We start from the raw sequence: 17,965 nt of genomic DNA on the forward strand, positions 1-17,965 counted from the left end.
GACACGCCAGCTTCAGGTGCTGGTGACCTTACGGTCGTGGAAGTTCGAGTCTTCTTCTGGGCACCAATTCAAATTCAAGGTTCAGGCCTTGGATTTCACAAAAACCCGCGAAAGCGGGTTTTTGCGTTTCTGCCTTCCTGAATTTCGCCATCCCTACAGGATCGCCAGTCGCCCCACAAGGCGCACTTGAGAAACAATATCGTTTATCATTGTTGCAAGTTTTTGCAATGCGACAGTGAGGAACCCTGCGAATGACGTTTCGAAATACCCTGCGCCGAGGCCTGACCTTCACCCTCCTCGGCCTGGCACTCGCCACTCCCCTCACCCAGGCTGCCGATGCGGTTTCCCTGACTCTCTACAACGGCCAGCACAAGGAAGTCGGCGACGCGATTGCCAAGGCTTTCGAAGCCAAGACCGGCATCCACGTCAACGTGCGCAAAGGCAGCAGCAACCAGCTCGCGAGCCAGATCATCGAAGAAGGCGACCGCTCGCCCGCCGATGTGATCTACACCGAAGAGTCGCCGCCGCTGAACAACCTCGGCGAACAGGGTCTGCTGGCCAAGGCCGATGACGCCACCCTAGCGGTTTTGCCGGAAAAATACGTCGCCGCCAACGGTACCTGGATCGGCATTACCGCCCGCGTGCGCGTGGTCGCGTTCAATCCGAAACTGATCGATGAAAAAGACCTGCCGAAATCGGTGATGGAATTCTCCGAGCCGCAGTGGCAGGGCAAGGTCGGCTTCGTTCCGACCAGCGGCGCCTTCCAGGAGCAGGCCGTAGCGATCATCAAGCTGCACGGTCGTGACGCCGCCGAAGAATGGCTGACCGGCCTGCGCGCGTTCGGCAAGACCTACAGCAACAATATGGTCGCGCTCAAAGCGGTGGAAAACGGCGAAGTCGCTACCGTGCTGGTGAACAACTACTACTGGTTCGCCCTGCAACGCGAGAAAAGCAAGCTCGACTCCAAGCTGCATTATTTCACCGGCGGCGACGCTGGCGGCTTGATCACCGTGTCCAGCGCTGCCGTGCTGAAATCCAGCAAACATCCAAAAGAAGCCCAGCAATTCCTCGCTTTCATGGCCAGCGAAGAAGGTCAGCGCGTGATCACTCAGACCACCGCCGAATACCCGCTGCACAAAGGCATGGAATCGGATCGCGGCCTCAAGCCGTTCAGCGAACTGGAAGCGCCGAACGTCACTCCGGCGGACCTGGGCAATGCTGAAGAAGCGCTGGAGCTGGAACGCGAAGTTGGCCTGAACTGATGGCAGCATCGTTATCGGCCCCCGCCGCGCGCGGGGGTTATGTACCAAGGCGCAAACGTCCGTCGATCTGGCTGGTGCTGCCGGTATTGCTACTGGTGGTCATGAGCCTGCTGCCACTGGCCTATGTCGGACTGAAAGCTTGGCAGGCCGGCTGGGCCGAGGCGCTGCACTTGTTGTGGCGCCCGTATGTGTTCGGCCTGCTGCGCAATACCTTGGCATTGATGGTCGGCGTGACGGTCACTTGCGCCGTGATCGGTCTGTCGCTGGCATGGCTGCTGGAGCGCAGCAATCTGCCGGGGCGGCGCCTGTGGGGCGTGATCCTGTGCCTGCCGTTTGCGGTGCCGGCGTTTGTCAGCAGCTTCACCTGGGTCTCGCTCAGCGCGCAATTCGAAGGCCTCGGCGGGGCGATTCTGGTGATGAGCCTGTCGAAGTATCCGCTGATCTTCCTGCCAGTTGCGGCGACCCTGCGCAATCTCGATCCCTCCCTCGAAGAATCCGCCCGCACGTTGGGACAGAATCGCTGGGGCGTATTTTTCCGCGTCACCCTGCCGCTGCTGTGGCCATCGCTGCTGGCCGGTTCGCTGCTGATTGCCCTGCACATGCTGGTGGAATTCGGCGCGCTGTCGATCATTGGCCTGCAAACCTTCACCACGGCGATCTACCAGCAATTCGAACTGGAATTCAGCAATGCCAACGCCGCGATGCTTTCGGCGGTGTTGCTGGCGCTGTGTCTGCTGCTGTTGTGGCTGGAGCTGCGCGTGCGTGGCAAGGGCCGGCATGTGCGCACCGGCCAGGGCGCGGCGCGGCAAGCTGAACAGGTAAAGCTTGGAGCGTGGGCGGCGCTTGGTCAGTTGTATTGCCTGTTGCTGGCGATTATCGGCAGCGGCATTCCGTTGGGGATGTTGGCGTATTGGCTGGCGGTCGGCTCATCGGCGGCGTTCCCGGTAGCGGCGATCACCGAGGCGCTGTTGTCATCGCTGGCATTGTCATTGGGCGGCGCGGCGCTGTGCCTGGTATTGGCAGTACCGGTCGGACTGCTGGTGGTGCGCTATAAAGGCCGATTGGCAATCTGGGCCGAACGCCTGCCTTATCTGTTGCACGCGCTGCCGGGGCTGGTGATTGCGTTGACGCTGGTGTATTTCGCCCTGCATTACGTGCCAGTGCTGTATCAGACGTCGGGCTTGCTGCTGATCGCCTATGCGCTGCTCTTCCTGCCATTGGCGCAGGCGCCGATCCGTACTGCGCTGAACAAGGCAGCACCGCAGCTGGAAGAAGCGGCGCGGACATTAGGCGCATCGTCGTTCACCGCGTTTTGCCGGGTGACCTTGCCGATCATTTTCCCGGCACTGGGCGCAGCGTTTGCGCTGGTATTTCTTGATGCGATGAAGGAATTGACGGCAACGTTGCTGCTTAGCCCAACCGGACTCAATACATTGGCGACCGAAGTCTGGGCGCACACGGCGAATGTCGAGTTTGCGGCGGCGGCGCCTTATGCGGCGTTGTTGATTGTGGTCTCGGGGTTGCCGGTTTATCTGCTGACGACGCGGATGTATCTGAGCCGCTGATACCGTATTCGCGAGCAGGCTCGCTCTCACAATGGATTGAGTTTCCCTGTGGGAGCGAGCCTGCTCGCGAAGAGGCCAGCCCGGATAACACTAAGCGCGGAACTGCCCCAGGCTGGCTTTCAATTGCGCAGCCAGACCATCCAGCACCTTGCCACTGGCCGTGGTTTCCACCACTGCCTGCGCCGCTTTCTCGGCCTGTGCATGAATCGTTTCGACGCGCCCACGCACTGCCTGTGCACCCTGCGCCTGATGCGCTGCTGCTTGCGTCGCCAGACCGATCGCCGCATGCACCTGCTCGACCGAAGCCTGCACCGACTGCTGCAACCGCGCACTGTCGCGCAAGACCAGCAAACCTTCGCTGGCCTGCCGTCCGGCCTGACCAATCGCCTCGACTGCCTCACGTGCGCCCTGCTGCAGAGCGACGATGTGCGCTTGGATATCACCCGTCGAGCTCTGCGTTTTGCTCGCCAGTGCACGCACTTCATCCGCCACCACGGCAAACCCACGCCCGGTTTCACCGGCGCGCGCCGCCTCGATCGCAGCGTTCAATGCCAGCAGGTTGGTCTGTTCGGCGATGCCGTGAATCACCGTCAACACCACCTCGATCTGCTCGCTCTGCTGCGCCAGTCGCTCGATAACCTTCGCCCCGGTATCGACCTGCCCGGCCAGCGCTTCGATCAGGCTGCCAACTTTCGCCGAAGTCCGGGTGTTCTCATCGGTGGCCTGACGAATATCGACAACCTGCTTCAGCGCCGCCTGCATTGCCTGACTTTCCGACTGCGCCTCGTCTGCCATTTGCGACAGCGCGCGAAGGCTTTCTGCAACTTCATCGCGCTGCATTCCGGCAGCCGCATCGGCGCCAGCGTTGCGCAAAGTCATCGCGCCGATTTCCACGCCAGTGCGCTGAGCGACATCGCCCGCCTCGCGTACGATCGGCTGCAATTTATCCACAAAGCGATTGACCGCCGAAGCCATGTCGCCGATTTCATCCTTGCTGTTGATCTGCACACGCTTGGTCAGATCGCCCTCGCCCGCTGCCAGATCGTCCATCGCCGCATTGAGCATTTTCAGACGATTGACCACACGATGACCGAGCACCACGGCCAGCAACAGCAGCACGCCGCAACCGACCAGTGCCAGGCCAAGGCCGATACGCCAGCGCAGTGTCGCGGCAGCGTCTTGAACGGTTTGTGCGGTGTTGGCTTTCATTTCGCCAGCGGTGCCCTGCGCCGATTGCAGGCGCGCCTGCATTGCCTTGGCGCTGTCCGCCGCTGCGCCTTTGAGGCTGTCGCCGACCAATTGATCGCTGCTGGCAATTAGCGCGAGGAAGCGCTTGTCGAGCTCGGCCAGATCGGTTTCCACCGAGGCCGTGGACACGCCCATCAGCACTTTGCCGATTTCCACGCCATTGGGATTGATCGAGGCTTCGAGGTAGTAAACCGAAGGATCGTTTTTCGCCGCATCGAGTACTTTATCCAGCGCACGCTCGCCCTGACCTTTTTCCAGCAAGGCCTTGTTGATCGGATTTTCACGGTTGAGATAACGGGTCAGATGCTGGCCGGTGGCGTCGTCATACACCACGAACAGCACGTTGGGATTGCGCTGGGCGCGACGAGCGAACTCCGAGAGCGTCGGCACGTCGCTGTCCCACATCGCACGCGGCGCTACGGATGCAAGCAACTGCGCCATGTCGTTGGCCGAATCCTTCAGATCCTTTTCCAGCGTCGCTCGCAGCTGCGCCTGCTCTTCTTTGAGGCGTGCGGACAGGCCAGCCGTGAGGCGCTGACGAGTGCTGGCCGATAACGCATCAAGACTTGAAGTGACTTCACGCCCCGCCTGCTCCAGCTCACCGGAGAGTTTCTGGCTGTCGGCACCCAGGCGCACGGCCAGATCGGCTTCCAGCGCGGTCACCGTGCTCCGCGTCAGGGCAACCGCCACCAACACCTGCACCAAAAGGGCGATACCAAGGGTAACGAACACCGGCCGCAACAAACGGCTTTGTAACAGTGAGAGAACGGCTGACACTTTAAATCCCTCTACTTCTGACGCCATTAATTTGATGGCACTCTTGTAGACAGATTCACAGCAAAGGTCATGCCGTCCAACAGGCATAAACGACAAAGGCCCCGATTAAGGGGCCTTTGTTTTTTACATCAACAACTTATCAAGCGAACGGATGACGCAGAACGATGGTTTCGTTGCGGTCCGGGCCCGTCGAAATAATGTCGATCGGCGCGCCGATCAACTCTTCAACGCGTTTGATGTAGGCACGAGCATTGGCCGGCAGCTCTTCCAGGGTCTTGGCGCCCACGGTCGATTCGCTCCAGCCCGGTACTTCTTCGTACACCGGCTGCAGGCCGACGTAGCTGTCAGCATCGGTCGGCGCGACGGCATTGCCCTGCGCGTCCTTGTAGCCGACGCAGATGTTGATGGTTTCCAGACCGTCAAGCACGTCCAGCTTGGTCAGGCAGATGCCCGAGATGCTGTTCACGTCGATAGCGCGACGCAGGATGACGGCGTCAAACCAGCCGCAGCGACGGGCACGGCCGGTGGTAGCGCCGAACTCGTGACCCTGCTTGGCCAGGTGCGCACCGACTTCGTCAAACAGCTCGGTCGGGAACGGGCCGGAACCGACGCGAGTGGTGTAGGCCTTGGTGATGCCCAGGATGTAGTCGAGGAACATCGGACCCACGCCCGAACCGGTCGCCACGCCACCAGCGGTGGTGTTGGAGCTGGTCACGTACGGGTAGGTGCCGTGGTCGATGTCGAGCAACGAACCTTGCGCGCCTTCGAACATGATGTCCTTGCCGGCACGACGCAGATCGTGCAGCTCGGCAGTCACGTCGAGCATCAGCGGCTTGAGCAGCTCAGCGTATTCCTTGCACTCGGCCAGGGTCTTTTCGAATTCGATGGCTGGCTCTTTGTAGTAACCGACCAGCATGAAGTTGTGGTAATCCACCAGTTCACGCAGCTTGTCTTCGAAGCGCGGCATGTTCAGCAGGTCGCCGACACGCAGGCCACGACGGGCAACCTTGTCTTCGTAAGCCGGGCCGATGCCGCGACCGGTGGTACCGATCTTCAGCTCGCCACGGGCCTTTTCACGGGCCTGGTCCAGCGCGACGTGGAAGGACAGGATCAGCGGGCAGGACGGGCTGATACGCAGGCGCTCGCGCACTGGTACGCCTTTCTCTTCCAGCTTGGTGATCTCGCGCAGCAGGGCGTCAGGTGCAACCACCACGCCGTTGCCGATCAGGCATTGCACGCCTTCGCGCAGCACGCCCGATGGAATCAGGTGCAAGACGGTTTTCTCGCCGTCGATCACCAGCGTGTGACCCGCGTTGTGGCCACCCTGGTAGCGCACTACGGCGGCAGCATGTTCGGTCAGCAGATCAACGATCTTGCCTTTGCCCTCATCACCCCACTGGGTGCCCAGGACTACGACATTCTTACCCATAACACTTGTCCTCATTCGCGCAAACTTGGTGCCGGCGATGGCCGGCAGGAAAACTCAAGAAGCCAGTGGCGATACTTGCCAAAGCCCGTTCTGCTGAATCAATTGCCGGTCGCAGTCCGCATCACGGGCGGCGGCCAAAGGTTGTCCAGGCAAGGCCTGAACGACACGCTGACCCTCACTGCGCAACTGGCAAACCTGCTGCCAGAGTGCCGCATCCGTACTGTCAGGCATCCAGATACCGCCAGACGGTAGCTCGATCTCAGCACGCCCCAGGGTCACCAGGGTTTTCAAATCGGTAGAGAAACCAGTCGCCGGACGGGCGCGACCGAAGTCGGCACCGATGTCATCGTAACGACCGCCCTGAGCGATGGACTGGCCAACGCCCGGCACGAACACCGCGAACACCACACCGGTGTGGTAGTGGTAGCCGCGCAACTCGCCGAGGTCGAAATACAGCGGCAGCTGCGGGAAGCGCACGGAAAGACGCTCGGCGATCGCCAGCAGATCTTCCAGCGCCGCCAGCACCGGCGCCGGCGCATTGGCCAGACGCTCGCGGGCAGCGCTCAACACTTCACGGCCGCCACACAGATCAACCAGTGCGCGCAGCATGCCCGACAGATCGGCCGGCAGGCCTTCGGTCAGGGTAATCACTTCATCGATGGCCTTGCGCTGCAGGGCATCGAACAACTGCTGCTCGACTTCACCGGACAGACCAGCGGCACGCGCCAGACCACGGTAGATGCCGACATGGCCGAGGTCCATGTGCACGTCCGGCACATCGGCCAGCTGCAGCATGGCCAGCATCAGACTGATGACTTCGACATCGCTGCTCGGGCTGGCGTCGCCGTACAGCTCGGCGCCCAGCTGGATCGGGCTGCGCGAGGACGACAATGCACGCGGCTGGGCATGCAGGACGCTGCCGGCGTAGCACAGACGGCTCGGGCCTTCGCGACGCAGGGTGTGCGCATCGATGCGCGCCACTTGCGGCGTGATGTCGGCGCGGAAACCCATCTGCCGGCCCGATTGCGGGTCGATGACCTTGAAGGTACGCAGATCCAGGTCCTGGCCCGCGCCGGTCAGCAGGGATTCCAGGTACTCGATATGGGGAGTCACGACGAACTCGTAACCCCAGCTCTGGAACAGATCCAACACCTGACGACGCGCGACTTCAATGCGCGCCGCCTCCGGTGGCAGTACTTCTTCGATGCCATCTGGCAGCAGCCAGCGGTCTACCGTTGCCATTACGCCATTCCCCTTTGATCCGGGCGGCCAGCACTAGGCGAGCCTTGAGTGAAGCAGAAAATGACCGGGGCGTTCAAAACGCACGCGCATGAACGACGCAGCGAAAGGCCGGCTGGCGGCTTCGCCCATCACTTTCCTCGAAAAACGCCCGGGCTATTCAAACCCGATGTCTGCAACAAAAACAGCAATCAAACGTGCAGACGCAAAAAAGCCGGGAATTTCCCGGCTGCCGCATCATACACACGTTTTCCGAAAGGATCACCCCGCCCGAGGTTTTAGCCGCCGGGCGGACTGATTCAGGTCAACGTCGTATCAAGGTTTGGCTTTTTCCAGATAACGGAAGAAGTCGCTGCTTGGGTCGAGGACCAGGACGTCGGATTTGTTCGCGAAGCTTTCACGGTAGGCACGCAGGCTACGGTAGAAACCGTAGAACTCCTGATCCTGGCCGTAGGCCTTGGAGTAGATCGCAGCAGCCTGGGCGTCACCGTCACCGCGAACCTCTTCGGATTCACGATAGGCTTCGGCCAGCAGCACGCGGCGTTGACGATCGGCGTCGGCACGGATGCCTTCGGCCAGCTCGTTACCCTTGGCGCGGTGCTCGCGAGCTTCACGCTCCCGCTCGGTGCTCATACGCTCGAACACACTGCGGTTCACTTCCTTCGGCAGATCGATGGCCTTGACCCGGACATCGACCACTTCGATACCCAGCTCTTTTTCCGCCATCTTGTTCAGCGACGCAGTGATGTCAGCCATCAGCGCATCACGCTCACCCGACACCACTTCGTGCAGGGTGCGCTTGCCGAACTGGTCACGCAGGCCCGATTCGAGACGACGGGACAGACGCTCGTCGGCGATCTGCTTCAGACCCGAAGTCGCGGTGTAGAAGCGCTCGGCATCTTTCACCCGCCACTTGGCGTAGGCATCGACCATCACGGCTTTCTTTTCCAGAGTCAGGAAGCGCTGCGTCGGTGCATCCAGCGTCAGCAGACGCGCGTCGAATTTGCGCACCTGGTTGACGTAAGGCACCTTCACATGCAGACCCGGCTGGACATCGGCCTGAACCACACGACCGAATTGCAGCAGCACCGCGCGCTCGGTCTGAGCGACGATGTAGAAGCAATTCCAGCCCACCAGTACCACAACGACGCCAACGATCAGGGCGATCAGCGATTTATTGCTCATCAGCGGGTCTCCCTTGTACGCGTCTGCGGCACGTCGGTGACATGCGGCGTGACGTCCGTGTTGTTGCTGGCGGCCGAACCGGTTACCGGTGCATTACCCGAACTGTTCTGGATCATCTTGTCCAACGGCAGGTAGAGCAGATTGCTCTGGCCGTTCTTGTTGCCGGTCACGAGGACCTTGCTGGTATTGCTGAAGACTTCCTGCATGGTGTCCAGGTACAGACGCTCGCGGGTGACTTCAGGTGCCTTGCGATACTCGGCGACCAGTTTGGTAAAGCGATCGGCCTCACCCTTGGCGCGCGAGATGGTCTCGTCGCGGTAACCGTTGGCATCTTCGATGATGCGCTGGGCCTGACCACGGGCTTCCGGCACAACGCCGTTGGCGTAGGTTTCAGCCTGGTTGCGCGAACGCTGCTCGTCTTCACGGGCGCGGATCACGTCATCGAAGGCTTCCTGTACTTCACGCGGTGCCGCTGCGCTCTGTACGTTGACCTGGGTGACGGTGATACCGGTGCGATAGGTATCGAGGAAACGTTGCAGACGCTCCTTGATTTCGCTGGCCATCAATTCACGACCTTCGGTCAGCACCTGATCCATGGCGGTGGAACCGACCACGTGACGCAGCGCACTTTCAGTCGCGTGCTGCAGGCTGATTTCCGGCTGATCGACGTTCAGCACGAAGTCCTGCAGGTTGCTGATCTTGTACTGCACGGTCAGCGGCACTTCGACGATGTTCTCGTCTTCAGTCAACATCTGGCCTTGCTTGGTGTACGCACGCTCACGCGTCACGTTCTCCATGTACTTCTTGTCGATCGGCGGGAAGTAGATGTTCAGACCCGGGCCGACAGTCTCGTAGTACTTGCCGAAGCGCAGCACCACGGCTTGCTCCTGCTCGTCCACCACGTAGACCGCGCTGTACAGCCAGACAGCCGCGAGCACGACCAGGCCGATGCCGAGCAGACCGCCGAAGCCGCCACTGCTGCGCCCCGACCCGCCGCCGTCATCACCGCGTTTCTTACCACCACCGAACAACCCGTTCAGGCTTTCCTGCAGCTTTCGGAAGGCCTCGTCGAGATCCGGTGGCCCCTTGCGGTCGCCGTTATTGCGGCGCTTGCCACCCCAGGGATCCTGATTATTCGAGTTGCCACCCGGCTCATTCCAAGCCATAGCGCTCTCCATCTGATAAAGCAAAGACGCACCCACGGCGCGCCGACCAATGCTACAGAATGCCTGCCGTTGCGGCACAACCGCTTTGTCAGGCTTTTATTGCAAAGTGTGTTGCTCGATGAATTCCATCGGCTGCAATCCTTCGCGGCTTACCAATCGATTCAACTCGATCCGGGGCAAACGAACGGCCAGCAGGCTGACACCTTCTTCATCGTATTCTTCTTTCTGCACCGCCCCGAGTTCGAAGAACTGCGCACGCAGCCGAGCGAAGCGTTGCGGCAAGCGCAAGGTACCGACGAACAGATCACTGCCGAGCAACTCGGCGATGGCCTGTTCAAGCAATTCCAGACCGCTGCCATCACGCGCCGAGAGCCAGACCCGTTGCGGCTTGCCATCGGCATCGCGCTGGATCTGCGGCTCGACGCCTTCGAGCAAATCGAGTTTGTTATAGACCTCGAGGATCGGCAAGTCCTGGGCACCAATCTCGCCCAGCACCACCATCACCTGCTCGATCTGCAACATGCGATCCGGTTCGGCCGCATCGATCACGTGCAGCAGCAGGTCGGAATTGCTCGACTCTTCGAGCGTAGACCGAAATGCCTCGACCAGCTTGTGTGGCAGGTGACGAATGAAGCCCACGGTATCGGCGAGGACGATCGGACCGAGGTCGTCAAGCTCCAGCCGGCGCAGGGTCGGGTCGAGCGTGGCGAACAGTTGATCGGCCGCGTACACCTCGGACTTCGTCACGTTGTTGAAGAGTGTCGATTTGCCCGCGTTGGTGTAGCCCACCAGCGAAACGGTAGGAATGTCCGCACGGGATCGGCCACGGCGCGACTGCTCGCGCTGACTGCGCACCTTCTCCAGCCGCCCCTTGATCTGACGCAGGCGAACCCGCAGCAGACGGCGGTCGGTTTCCAGCTGGGTTTCGCCCGGACCGCGCATACCGATACCGCCACCCTGACGTTCAAGGTGAGTCCAGCCGCGAACCAGCCGCGTGCTCATGTGGTCAAGCTGGGCCAGTTCGACCTGCAGCTTGCCCTCATGGGTGCGTGCGCGTTGGGCGAAAATATCGAGAATCAGCCCGGTGCGGTCGATCACGCGACACTCGAAAACACGTTCGAGGTTGCGTTCCTGACTGGGCGTGAGGATGTGATTGAAAATCACCAGATCGGCTTCTTCAGCCTTGACCAGGTCGCGCAGTTCCTCGACCTTGCCGCTGCCGATCAGATATTTGGCGGTTGGCCGATGACGCGGCACGTTAAAAAACGCGACGGTCTCGGCGCCAGCCGAATTTGCCAACTCCTGAAACTCCTGCGGATCTTCGCGCGCCTCAGGGTCCTGTCCATCCAAGTGAACGAGGATGACTCGTTCACCACCACCGTGGCGCTCAAAGAACAAAGGAGACTCCTATCAGGCGTTACCCGGCGCTGCATCGGCATCGCCCTGTTCGTTTTCGGTTGCGCTAGGCAGACGAATTGGACGAACCGGCACGACGGTCGAGATAGCGTGTTTGTAGACCATCTGGCTTACGGTGTTTTTCAGCAGGATCACGAACTGGTCGAACGACTCGATCGTCCCTTGCAGCTTGATACCGTTGACCAGGTAGATGGAAACCCCGACTTTCTCTTTACGTAAAGTGTTCAGGTAAGGGTCTTGTAGCGAATGCCCTTTTGACATGTGCCGCACTCCTTTAAGGATTCAATAATAAAAACAGGTAAATTCAGATGGCTTCGGCCGTCACACCCCCAAGGATAGACGGCAATTGCAAGGACTCAGCTCAATATGGAGATGGTCCCAAGGTATTTCAAGGCGCGTGGCAGATTGTCGCAATCAAGACTGTCCAGCCAGTGCAAATCGTCCCAGCTGCGCAGCCAGGTAAACTGGCGTTTGGCCAATTGGCGCGTGGCGATGATGCCCCGCTCCTGCATCTGGGCCAATGTCAGCTTGCCGTCCAGGTAATCCCAGACTTGGCGGTAGCCTACCGCACGTATAGACGGCAACCCCGAATGCAGGTCACTTCTTTTACGCAGGGCTACGACCTCGTCGATGAATCCCTGTTCCAACATATTTGTGAATCTTTGTTCAATTCGCTGGTGCAGAACCTGACGATTCGCCGGAGCAATGGCCAGGTTCGCGACAGTATAGGGCAATTGTTGGCGTCCCGAAGCGGCTGCTTCAGTACTTTGCGCAGATTGTTGCTCGCGCAGGGCGGTCATGCTCTGCCCGCTGACTCGATACACTTCCAGTGCCCGACTCAAGCGCTGCGGATCATTGGGATGAATGCGCGCCGCCGACACCGGATCGATCTGCGCCAACTGTTCGTGCAGGGCTTGCCAGCCAAGACGCGCAGCTTCTTCCTCGATCTGCGCACGCACCTCGGGATCGGCCGCCGGCATGTCCGCCAGACCTTCAACCAAAGCCTTGTAATAGAGCATGGTGCCGCCGACCAGCAGCGGGATCTTTCCTCGTCCAGTGATTTCGGCCATGGCCTGCAACGCGTCGCGGCGGAAATCGGCGGCTGAATACGCTTCAGCGGGGTCGAGGATGTCGATCAGCCGGTGCGGGTATTGCGCCAGCAACTCTTTCGAAGGCTTGGCCGTGCCGATGTCCATGCCGCGGTAGACCAGCGCCGAATCGACACTGATCAATTCGCACGGCAGCACTTTGGTCAGCTCGATGGCCAGATCGGTCTTGCCCGCAGCGGTCGGGCCCATCAGGAAAATCGCTGGAGGAAGCTGGCTCATCAACGACCGCGCAGGAACAGTTTGTCCAGATCGTCCAGACCCAATTGGGTCCAGGTCGGTCGGCCATGGTTGCATTGACCGCTGCGTTCAGTGTTTTCCATATCACGCAGCAGGCCGTTCATTTCCGGCAGGGCCAGACGCCGGTTGGCGCGGATCGCGCCGTGGCAGGCCATGGTGCCGAGCAGTTCGTTGAGGTGCGCCTGGATACGGTCGCTGGTGCCGTACTCCATCAAATCCGAAAGCACGTCGCCGACCAGTCGATTGGCTTCGGCCTGCTTGAGCAATGCGGGAATCTGCCGGATCGCCAGGGTTTCCGGCCCCAGGCGCTGCAATTCAAAACCAAGGCGCTGAAACCAAGCGGCGTGTTCTTCAGCACAATCGGCCTCGCGCTGACTCACGGCCAGCGACTCCGGCACCAGCAACGGCTGGCCACTGAGACCTTCGCTGGCCATGGCGATTTTCAGGCGCTCGTACATGATCCGCTCGTGGGCGGCATGCATGTCCACCAGCACCAGGCCATGGGCGTTCTCGGACAAAATATAGATGCCCTTGAGCTGCGCCAGTGCATAGCCGAGCGGCGGGATATCTTCCTGACCGGTTGGCAGCGCGCTGGCATTGGCTTCAGGCAGCGGCGCGAAAAACTCTTTGTAAGCGGCTTGCGCCTCGGCAGCAGGCAACGCCGATTGCGGACGCGGCGTGTATTGATACTGATAAGCGCCGCCAGCGCTGGCCCCGGATGACGTGTTGAACGCCGGTTGCGCCTGCGGCTGCTCCAGCAGCGCATTGGCGGCCAGACGCATCTCGCCCTGTGGGCCGAATTCGCCCGCCTCGATCCCGCTCGGCCGAACGATCGCCGTGGTCACCGAACCGGCAAGCTGATCTTCCGGCCGTACATCGCCCAATGCACGATGCAAGGTGCCATAAAGGAAGTCATGCACCATGCGCCCGTCACGGAAGCGCACTTCGTGTTTGGTCGGGTGCACGTTGACATCTACCGCCGCCGGATCGACTTCGAAAAACAGCGCGAAGGTCGGGTGCCGGCCATTGAACAGCACGTCGCGATAAGCCTGACGTACCGCATGGGCCACCAGTTTGTCGCGCACTGCTCGGCCGTTTACGAAGAAATACTGCAAGTCAGCCTGGCTACGGTTGAACGTCGGCAAACCGACCCAGCCCCACAGGTGCAAGCCATTGCGTTCGATCTCGATCGGCAGCGCCTGCTCAAGGAAACCCGAACCGCAGATCGCCGCCACACGCCGGGCGCGGGCTGCATCATCGTGGGCCTCGTGCAGGCTGAGGATGGTCTTGCCGTTGTGGCGCAGATGAAAAGCCACGTCGAAGCGCGCCAGCGCCAGACGCTTGATCACTTCTTGCAAGTGATCGAATTCGGTTTTTTCGGTCTTGAGAAATTTGCGCCGGGCCGGGGTGTTGAAGAACAGGTCGCGGACTTCCACCGAAGTGCCGACCGGATGCGCCGCCGGCTGCACGCGCGGCGCCATGTCCCGGCCTTCGGTCTCGACCTGCCAGGCCTGATCGGCATCGCGGGTGCGCGAGGTCAGGGTCAGACGCGCCACGGAGCTGATCGACGCCAGCGCCTCGCCACGGAAACCCAGGCTCATCACCTGCTCGAGGTCTTCGAGGTTGCGAATCTTGCTGGTGGCGTGACGGGCCAAGGCCAGCGGCAGGTCATCGGCAGAAATACCGCTGCCGTCATCGCGCACGCGCAGCAGCTTGACGCCGCCCTGCTCGACATCGACATCGATACGCTTGGCGCCGGAGTCGAGGCTGTTTTCCAGCAACTCCTTGATCACCGAAGCCGGGCGCTCAACCACCTCACCGGCGGCAATCTGGTTCGCCAGCCGCGGGCTGAGCAGCTCGATGCGCGCCGTGTTCATTACCTGGTTCATTCTTTGGACGCCAGTTCGGTGCCTGGAATGGTCAGGTGCTGACCGACTTTCAACTCGTCACTTTTCAGGTTGTTTGCAGCACGCAAGGTGGCCGGCGAGACCTGATAGCGCACGCCGATCATCGCCAGGGTTTCCCCCGGGCCGACACGGTGGTCGCGCGGGCCTTGGGCAATCTTGCCGGAATCACGCAGCCAGGCAATGTAAGTGCCGGGCGGTGGATTCTGCTGGAAGAACTGGCGCACGCCGCTGCTGATCGAACGGGCCAGCGCTTGCTGATGGCTCGACGCGGACAGTTTGTTCGCTTCGTTGGCGTTGGAGATGAAGCCGGTTTCGACCAGGATCGATGGAATGTCCGGCGACTTCAGCACCATGAACCCGGCTTGTTCGACACGTTGTTTGTGCAGCGGCGTAACGCGACCGATGTTGGTCAGCACCTTCTGGCCGACGTTGAGGCTGGAAGTCAGCGACGCAGTCATCGACAGATCGAGCAACACGCCCGCCAGCATACGATCCTTATCGTCGAGGCTGACGTTGCCGGCACCACCGATCAGGTCGGAACGGTTTTCACTGTCGGCCAGCCAACGGGCGGTCTCGGAGGTAGCGCCACGATCGGACAGGGCGAACACCGAAGCACCGAAAGCGGCCGCGGACGGCGCGGCGTCGGCGTGGATCGAGACGAACAGGTCGGCGCCCTTCTTGCGGGCGATTTCGGTTCGCCCGCGCAATGGAATGAAGTAGTCGCCGGTACGGGTCAGCTCGGCGCGGAAGCCTTTCATGCCGTTGACCTGACGCTGCAGCTCGCGAGCGATCTGCAGTACCACGTCTTTCTCACGCTGGCCGCGCGAACCGGACGCGCCCGGGTCTTCGCCACCGTGGCCGGCGTCGATCACCACGATAATGTCGCGTTTGCCGGCCGGGGCTGGCGGCAGCTTGATCGCCGGTTCGGTCGGGGTCACCGGCACTGCCGGCACGGTCGCCACCGATGGCGTCGGGGCCGGCGGCGGCGCGGCATCGGCCGGGTTGTCGAACAGATCGACCACCAGACGGTTGCCATACTGCGCGTTCGGCGCCAGCGAGAAGCTTTTCGGAGTGACGGCTTTTTTCAGGTCGATGACCACGCGCAGGTCGGTCGGGGTGCGCTGGGCCGAGCGCATCGCAGTGATCGGCGTGTTCGCCGTCTGCACGTTCAACGGCGCGCCGAGGGTGGCGCCATTGATGTCGATCACCAGCCGGTCCGGGGCTGTCAGGGTAAAAACGCTGTGCTGCACCGGGCCGCTGAGGTCAAAGACCAGTCGCGTGTTGTCCGGCGCCCGCCACAGGCGCACGCTGTTGACCTTTGAATCGGCCACAGCGTTGACGGTTACTGCCATCAATATCAGTCCAGCGGCAGCCACCAACGCGCGAAAGCGCATACCAAACCCCATCATTTAATTGGATTCCAATGCCAAAGCGGCACACCAGGCCTCGCCACGCGAGCCCTGGGCTAAAATTTTCAGCGAACGCCCGCTGTCTTGCGGGCTAATGGTAATGGTCAGGTCGGGCTTTGGCAAAAAGCCTGCACCTTTATCGGGCCACTCGATCAGGCACAGGGCATCGTCTTCGAAGTAGTCACGGATGCCGAGAAACTCCAGCTCCTCGGGATCGACCAGGCGATAGAGGTCGAAGTGGAAGGCACGAATGTCACCGATCTCGTAGGGCTCGACCAAAGTGAAGGTCGGACTTTTTACCGCGCCAACATGCCCCAAACCGCGAATGATGCCCCGCGACAGGGTGGTTTTGCCCATACCCAGATTGCCCTCGAGAAAAATCAGGCCATGGCCCTGGGTGACGCGGGCGATCCGTGCGCCAAAGTCGCTCATCGCCTGTTCATCGGCCAGGTACAGGGTTACTTCAGACACGGTGCTTGCTCCTCCAACAACTGACGAATGGCTGGAATCAGATCACTGGCCGCCAGCCCACGGCCAAATTTGCCTTGTTGCATACCCGCGTTGGCGTGCAGCCAGACGGCCAGGCATGCCGCATCGAACGCGTCCATGCCTTGGGCCAGCAATGCGCCGGTGAGACCGGCCAGCACATCACCCAACCCGCCCGTGGCCATCGCCGGATGGCCCTGATGACAGAGGGCCAGACGTCCGTCTGGATGGGCGATCAGACTGCCGGCACCTTTCAGAACCACTACCGCTGAATACTTTTTGCTCAACGCCAGAGCAGCGGCCGGGCGATCGGCCTGCACCTCGGCGGTACTGATGCCAAGCAAGCGCGCCGCTTCACCCGGATGCGGGGTGATCACGCAATCCTTGGGCAACTGGACAAAATCGCTGGCCAGCAGGTTCAACGCGTCAGCGTCCCACACCTGCGGCGATGGTGCATTGGCGGCAGCCGACAGCAGGGCACGGCCCCAACTGGCCTGACCGAGTCCCGGCCCGATCACCAATACCGAAACCTTTTCCAGCAGACCCATCAGTTGATTGGCTGACGAGGTGCCGAGCGCCATCGCCTCCGGCACCCGAGTCAGCGCCGCCGGCACATGCTCTGGGCGAGTCGCCAGCGAAACCATGCCCGCGCCGCCGCGCAAGGCCATTTCCGTGCTGAGCAGAATCGCTCCGCCGAACCCGTGATCGCCGCCGATCAGCAACACATGACCAAAGCGCCCCTTGTGCGAGGTCGGCGCACGCGGCGCAAGTGCTGGGAGATTAGCGGCGCTCAGGCGTTGAGCGCAGACGGGAATGTCACTGAAAATTTCGTCGGTGGCTTGCAAGTCGTTGAAGACCAGTTCGCCGATTTGATCCGCCGCGTCGCCAGTCAACAGCCCGATCTTCATAGCAATGAATGTCACCGTTAGATCGGCGTGGACCGCGACGCCCAGTTCACGTCCGGTATCGGCACATAGCCCTGACGGAATATCGACCGCCGCTACCGGCAAACCGCAGGCGTTGATCGCCTTGATCGCCGATGCATACGGCTCGCGCACTTCGCCGCTCAGACCTGTGCCGAGCAAGGCATCGAGGACGACACCGCGCAGCTCGCTTTGCCCCTGCCAGCCTTGCACCACAACACCAGCAGCCACCGATTCGGCATGGGCCAGTGCGGCATCGCCCTGCAAACGCTGCGGATCGCCGACGTCGAGAACGCGCACCGTCCAACCGGCCCGCAGCGCCAGCCCGGCCACCAGATAACCGTCGCCAGCGTTGTTGCCGTGCCCGGCGAGCACCGTCAGTTCGTTCGCTGCCGGCCACTTGCGCACCAGTGCGCGCCACGTCGCGCGGGCGGCGCGCTGCATCAATTCGAAGCCCGGCGTGCCGGCGGCGATCAGCCGCGCGTCGAGTTCGCGCACCTGCGCGGCACGGTACAGCGCGTCGGGTAATTCATCTTTCGTCTGCGGCATGCGTCTTCGGGCTCCGATGTCTGGCAGAATTATACGCACCTCAGCTCCGGTTTCTCTC

General features: G+C 61.3%; 14 protein-coding genes and 1 tRNA gene (1 of these 15 only partly in view). 3 read left to right on the forward strand and 12 right to left on the reverse strand.

Features of this window, described 5'->3' with window-relative positions; all coding sequences use genetic code 11:
* From D8U61_RS27720 to D8U61_RS18460, 3 genes are all read left to right on the forward strand, one after another.
* A tRNA-Leu gene (locus D8U61_RS27720) sits at positions 1 to 66 on the forward strand (it extends 86 nt beyond the left edge of the window).
* Between the two features lie 185 nt (positions 67 to 251).
* Positions 252 to 1,262, forward strand: a complete 1,011-nt coding sequence (locus D8U61_RS18455; protein WP_130927433.1) for an extracellular solute-binding protein — start codon at positions 252 to 254, stop codon at positions 1,260 to 1,262.
* Positions 1,262 to 2,827, forward strand: coding sequence for an iron ABC transporter permease (locus tag D8U61_RS18460; RefSeq protein WP_071174241.1), 1,566 nt, complete (start codon positions 1,262 to 1,264; stop codon positions 2,825 to 2,827). The genes D8U61_RS18455 and D8U61_RS18460 overlap by 1 nt, the downstream gene beginning before the upstream one ends.
* A 90-nt stretch (positions 2,828 to 2,917) precedes the next feature.
* On the opposite strand, the gene D8U61_RS18465 is transcribed toward D8U61_RS18460, so the two are convergent.
* The 12 genes from D8U61_RS18465 to D8U61_RS18520 form a co-directional block, all read right to left on the reverse strand.
* Entirely contained in the window at positions 2,918 to 4,852 is a 1,935-nt protein-coding gene (locus tag D8U61_RS18465) for a methyl-accepting chemotaxis protein (RefSeq protein ID WP_110602740.1), read from the reverse strand.
* A gap of 139 nt (positions 4,853 to 4,991) precedes the next feature.
* On the reverse strand, positions 4,992 to 6,281 hold the full coding sequence (locus D8U61_RS18470) for an adenylosuccinate synthase (protein WP_016771943.1): 1,290 nt from the start codon (positions 6,279 to 6,281) through the stop codon (positions 4,992 to 4,994).
* Between the two features lie 54 nt (positions 6,282 to 6,335).
* Complete coding sequence (locus D8U61_RS18475; protein WP_016771944.1) at positions 6,336 to 7,523, reverse strand: ATP phosphoribosyltransferase regulatory subunit; 1,188 nt, start codon at positions 7,521 to 7,523, stop codon at positions 6,336 to 6,338.
* A 312-nt stretch (positions 7,524 to 7,835) separates the two neighbouring features.
* Positions 7,836 to 8,705 (reverse strand): protease modulator HflC, encoded by an 870-nt coding sequence (gene hflC, locus D8U61_RS18480; protein ID WP_016771945.1) that lies wholly within the window; start codon positions 8,703 to 8,705, stop codon positions 7,836 to 7,838.
* Positions 8,705 to 9,871, reverse strand: a complete 1,167-nt coding sequence (hflK, locus tag D8U61_RS18485; protein ID WP_024011368.1) for an FtsH protease activity modulator HflK — start codon at positions 9,869 to 9,871, stop codon at positions 8,705 to 8,707. The genes hflC and hflK overlap by 1 nt, the downstream gene beginning before the upstream one ends.
* A gap of 96 nt (positions 9,872 to 9,967) precedes the next feature.
* Positions 9,968 to 11,269 carry a ribosome rescue GTPase HflX gene (gene hflX / locus D8U61_RS18490; RefSeq protein ID WP_016771946.1) on the reverse strand — a complete coding sequence of 434 codons (1,302 nt, stop codon included), beginning with the start codon at positions 11,267 to 11,269 and terminating at the stop codon, positions 9,968 to 9,970.
* Positions 11,270 to 11,281: 12 nt separating this feature from the next.
* Positions 11,282 to 11,548 (reverse strand): RNA chaperone Hfq, encoded by a 267-nt coding sequence (hfq, locus tag D8U61_RS18495; protein WP_016771947.1) that lies wholly within the window; start codon positions 11,546 to 11,548, stop codon positions 11,282 to 11,284.
* 95 nt (positions 11,549 to 11,643) lie between these two features.
* Positions 11,644 to 12,615, reverse strand: coding sequence for a tRNA (adenosine(37)-N6)-dimethylallyltransferase MiaA (gene miaA, locus D8U61_RS18500; RefSeq protein WP_125926268.1), 972 nt, complete (start codon positions 12,613 to 12,615; stop codon positions 11,644 to 11,646).
* Entirely contained in the window at positions 12,615 to 14,522 is a 1,908-nt protein-coding gene (gene mutL, locus D8U61_RS18505; protein WP_024011367.1) for a DNA mismatch repair endonuclease MutL, read from the reverse strand. Before mutL ends, miaA begins: the two co-directional genes overlap by 1 nt.
* A complete protein-coding gene (locus tag D8U61_RS18510; protein WP_125926269.1) occupies positions 14,519 to 15,949 on the reverse strand; it encodes an N-acetylmuramoyl-L-alanine amidase in 1,431 nt (476 codons plus the stop codon). The genes mutL and D8U61_RS18510 overlap by 4 nt, the downstream gene beginning before the upstream one ends.
* A complete protein-coding gene (tsaE, locus tag D8U61_RS18515; protein ID WP_016771950.1) occupies positions 15,950 to 16,420 on the reverse strand; it encodes a tRNA (adenosine(37)-N6)-threonylcarbamoyltransferase complex ATPase subunit type 1 TsaE in 471 nt (156 codons plus the stop codon).
* Entirely contained in the window at positions 16,408 to 17,907 is a 1,500-nt protein-coding gene (locus tag D8U61_RS18520) for an NAD(P)H-hydrate dehydratase (RefSeq protein WP_130927434.1), read from the reverse strand. Before D8U61_RS18520 ends, tsaE begins: the two co-directional genes overlap by 13 nt.
* Between the last annotated feature and the right edge of the window lie 58 nt (positions 17,908 to 17,965).

The organism is Pseudomonas sp. Sample_14, from assembly GCF_004307515.1.
GTDB classification, from domain to species: Bacteria; Pseudomonadota; Gammaproteobacteria; order Pseudomonadales; family Pseudomonadaceae; genus Aquipseudomonas; species Aquipseudomonas atacamensis.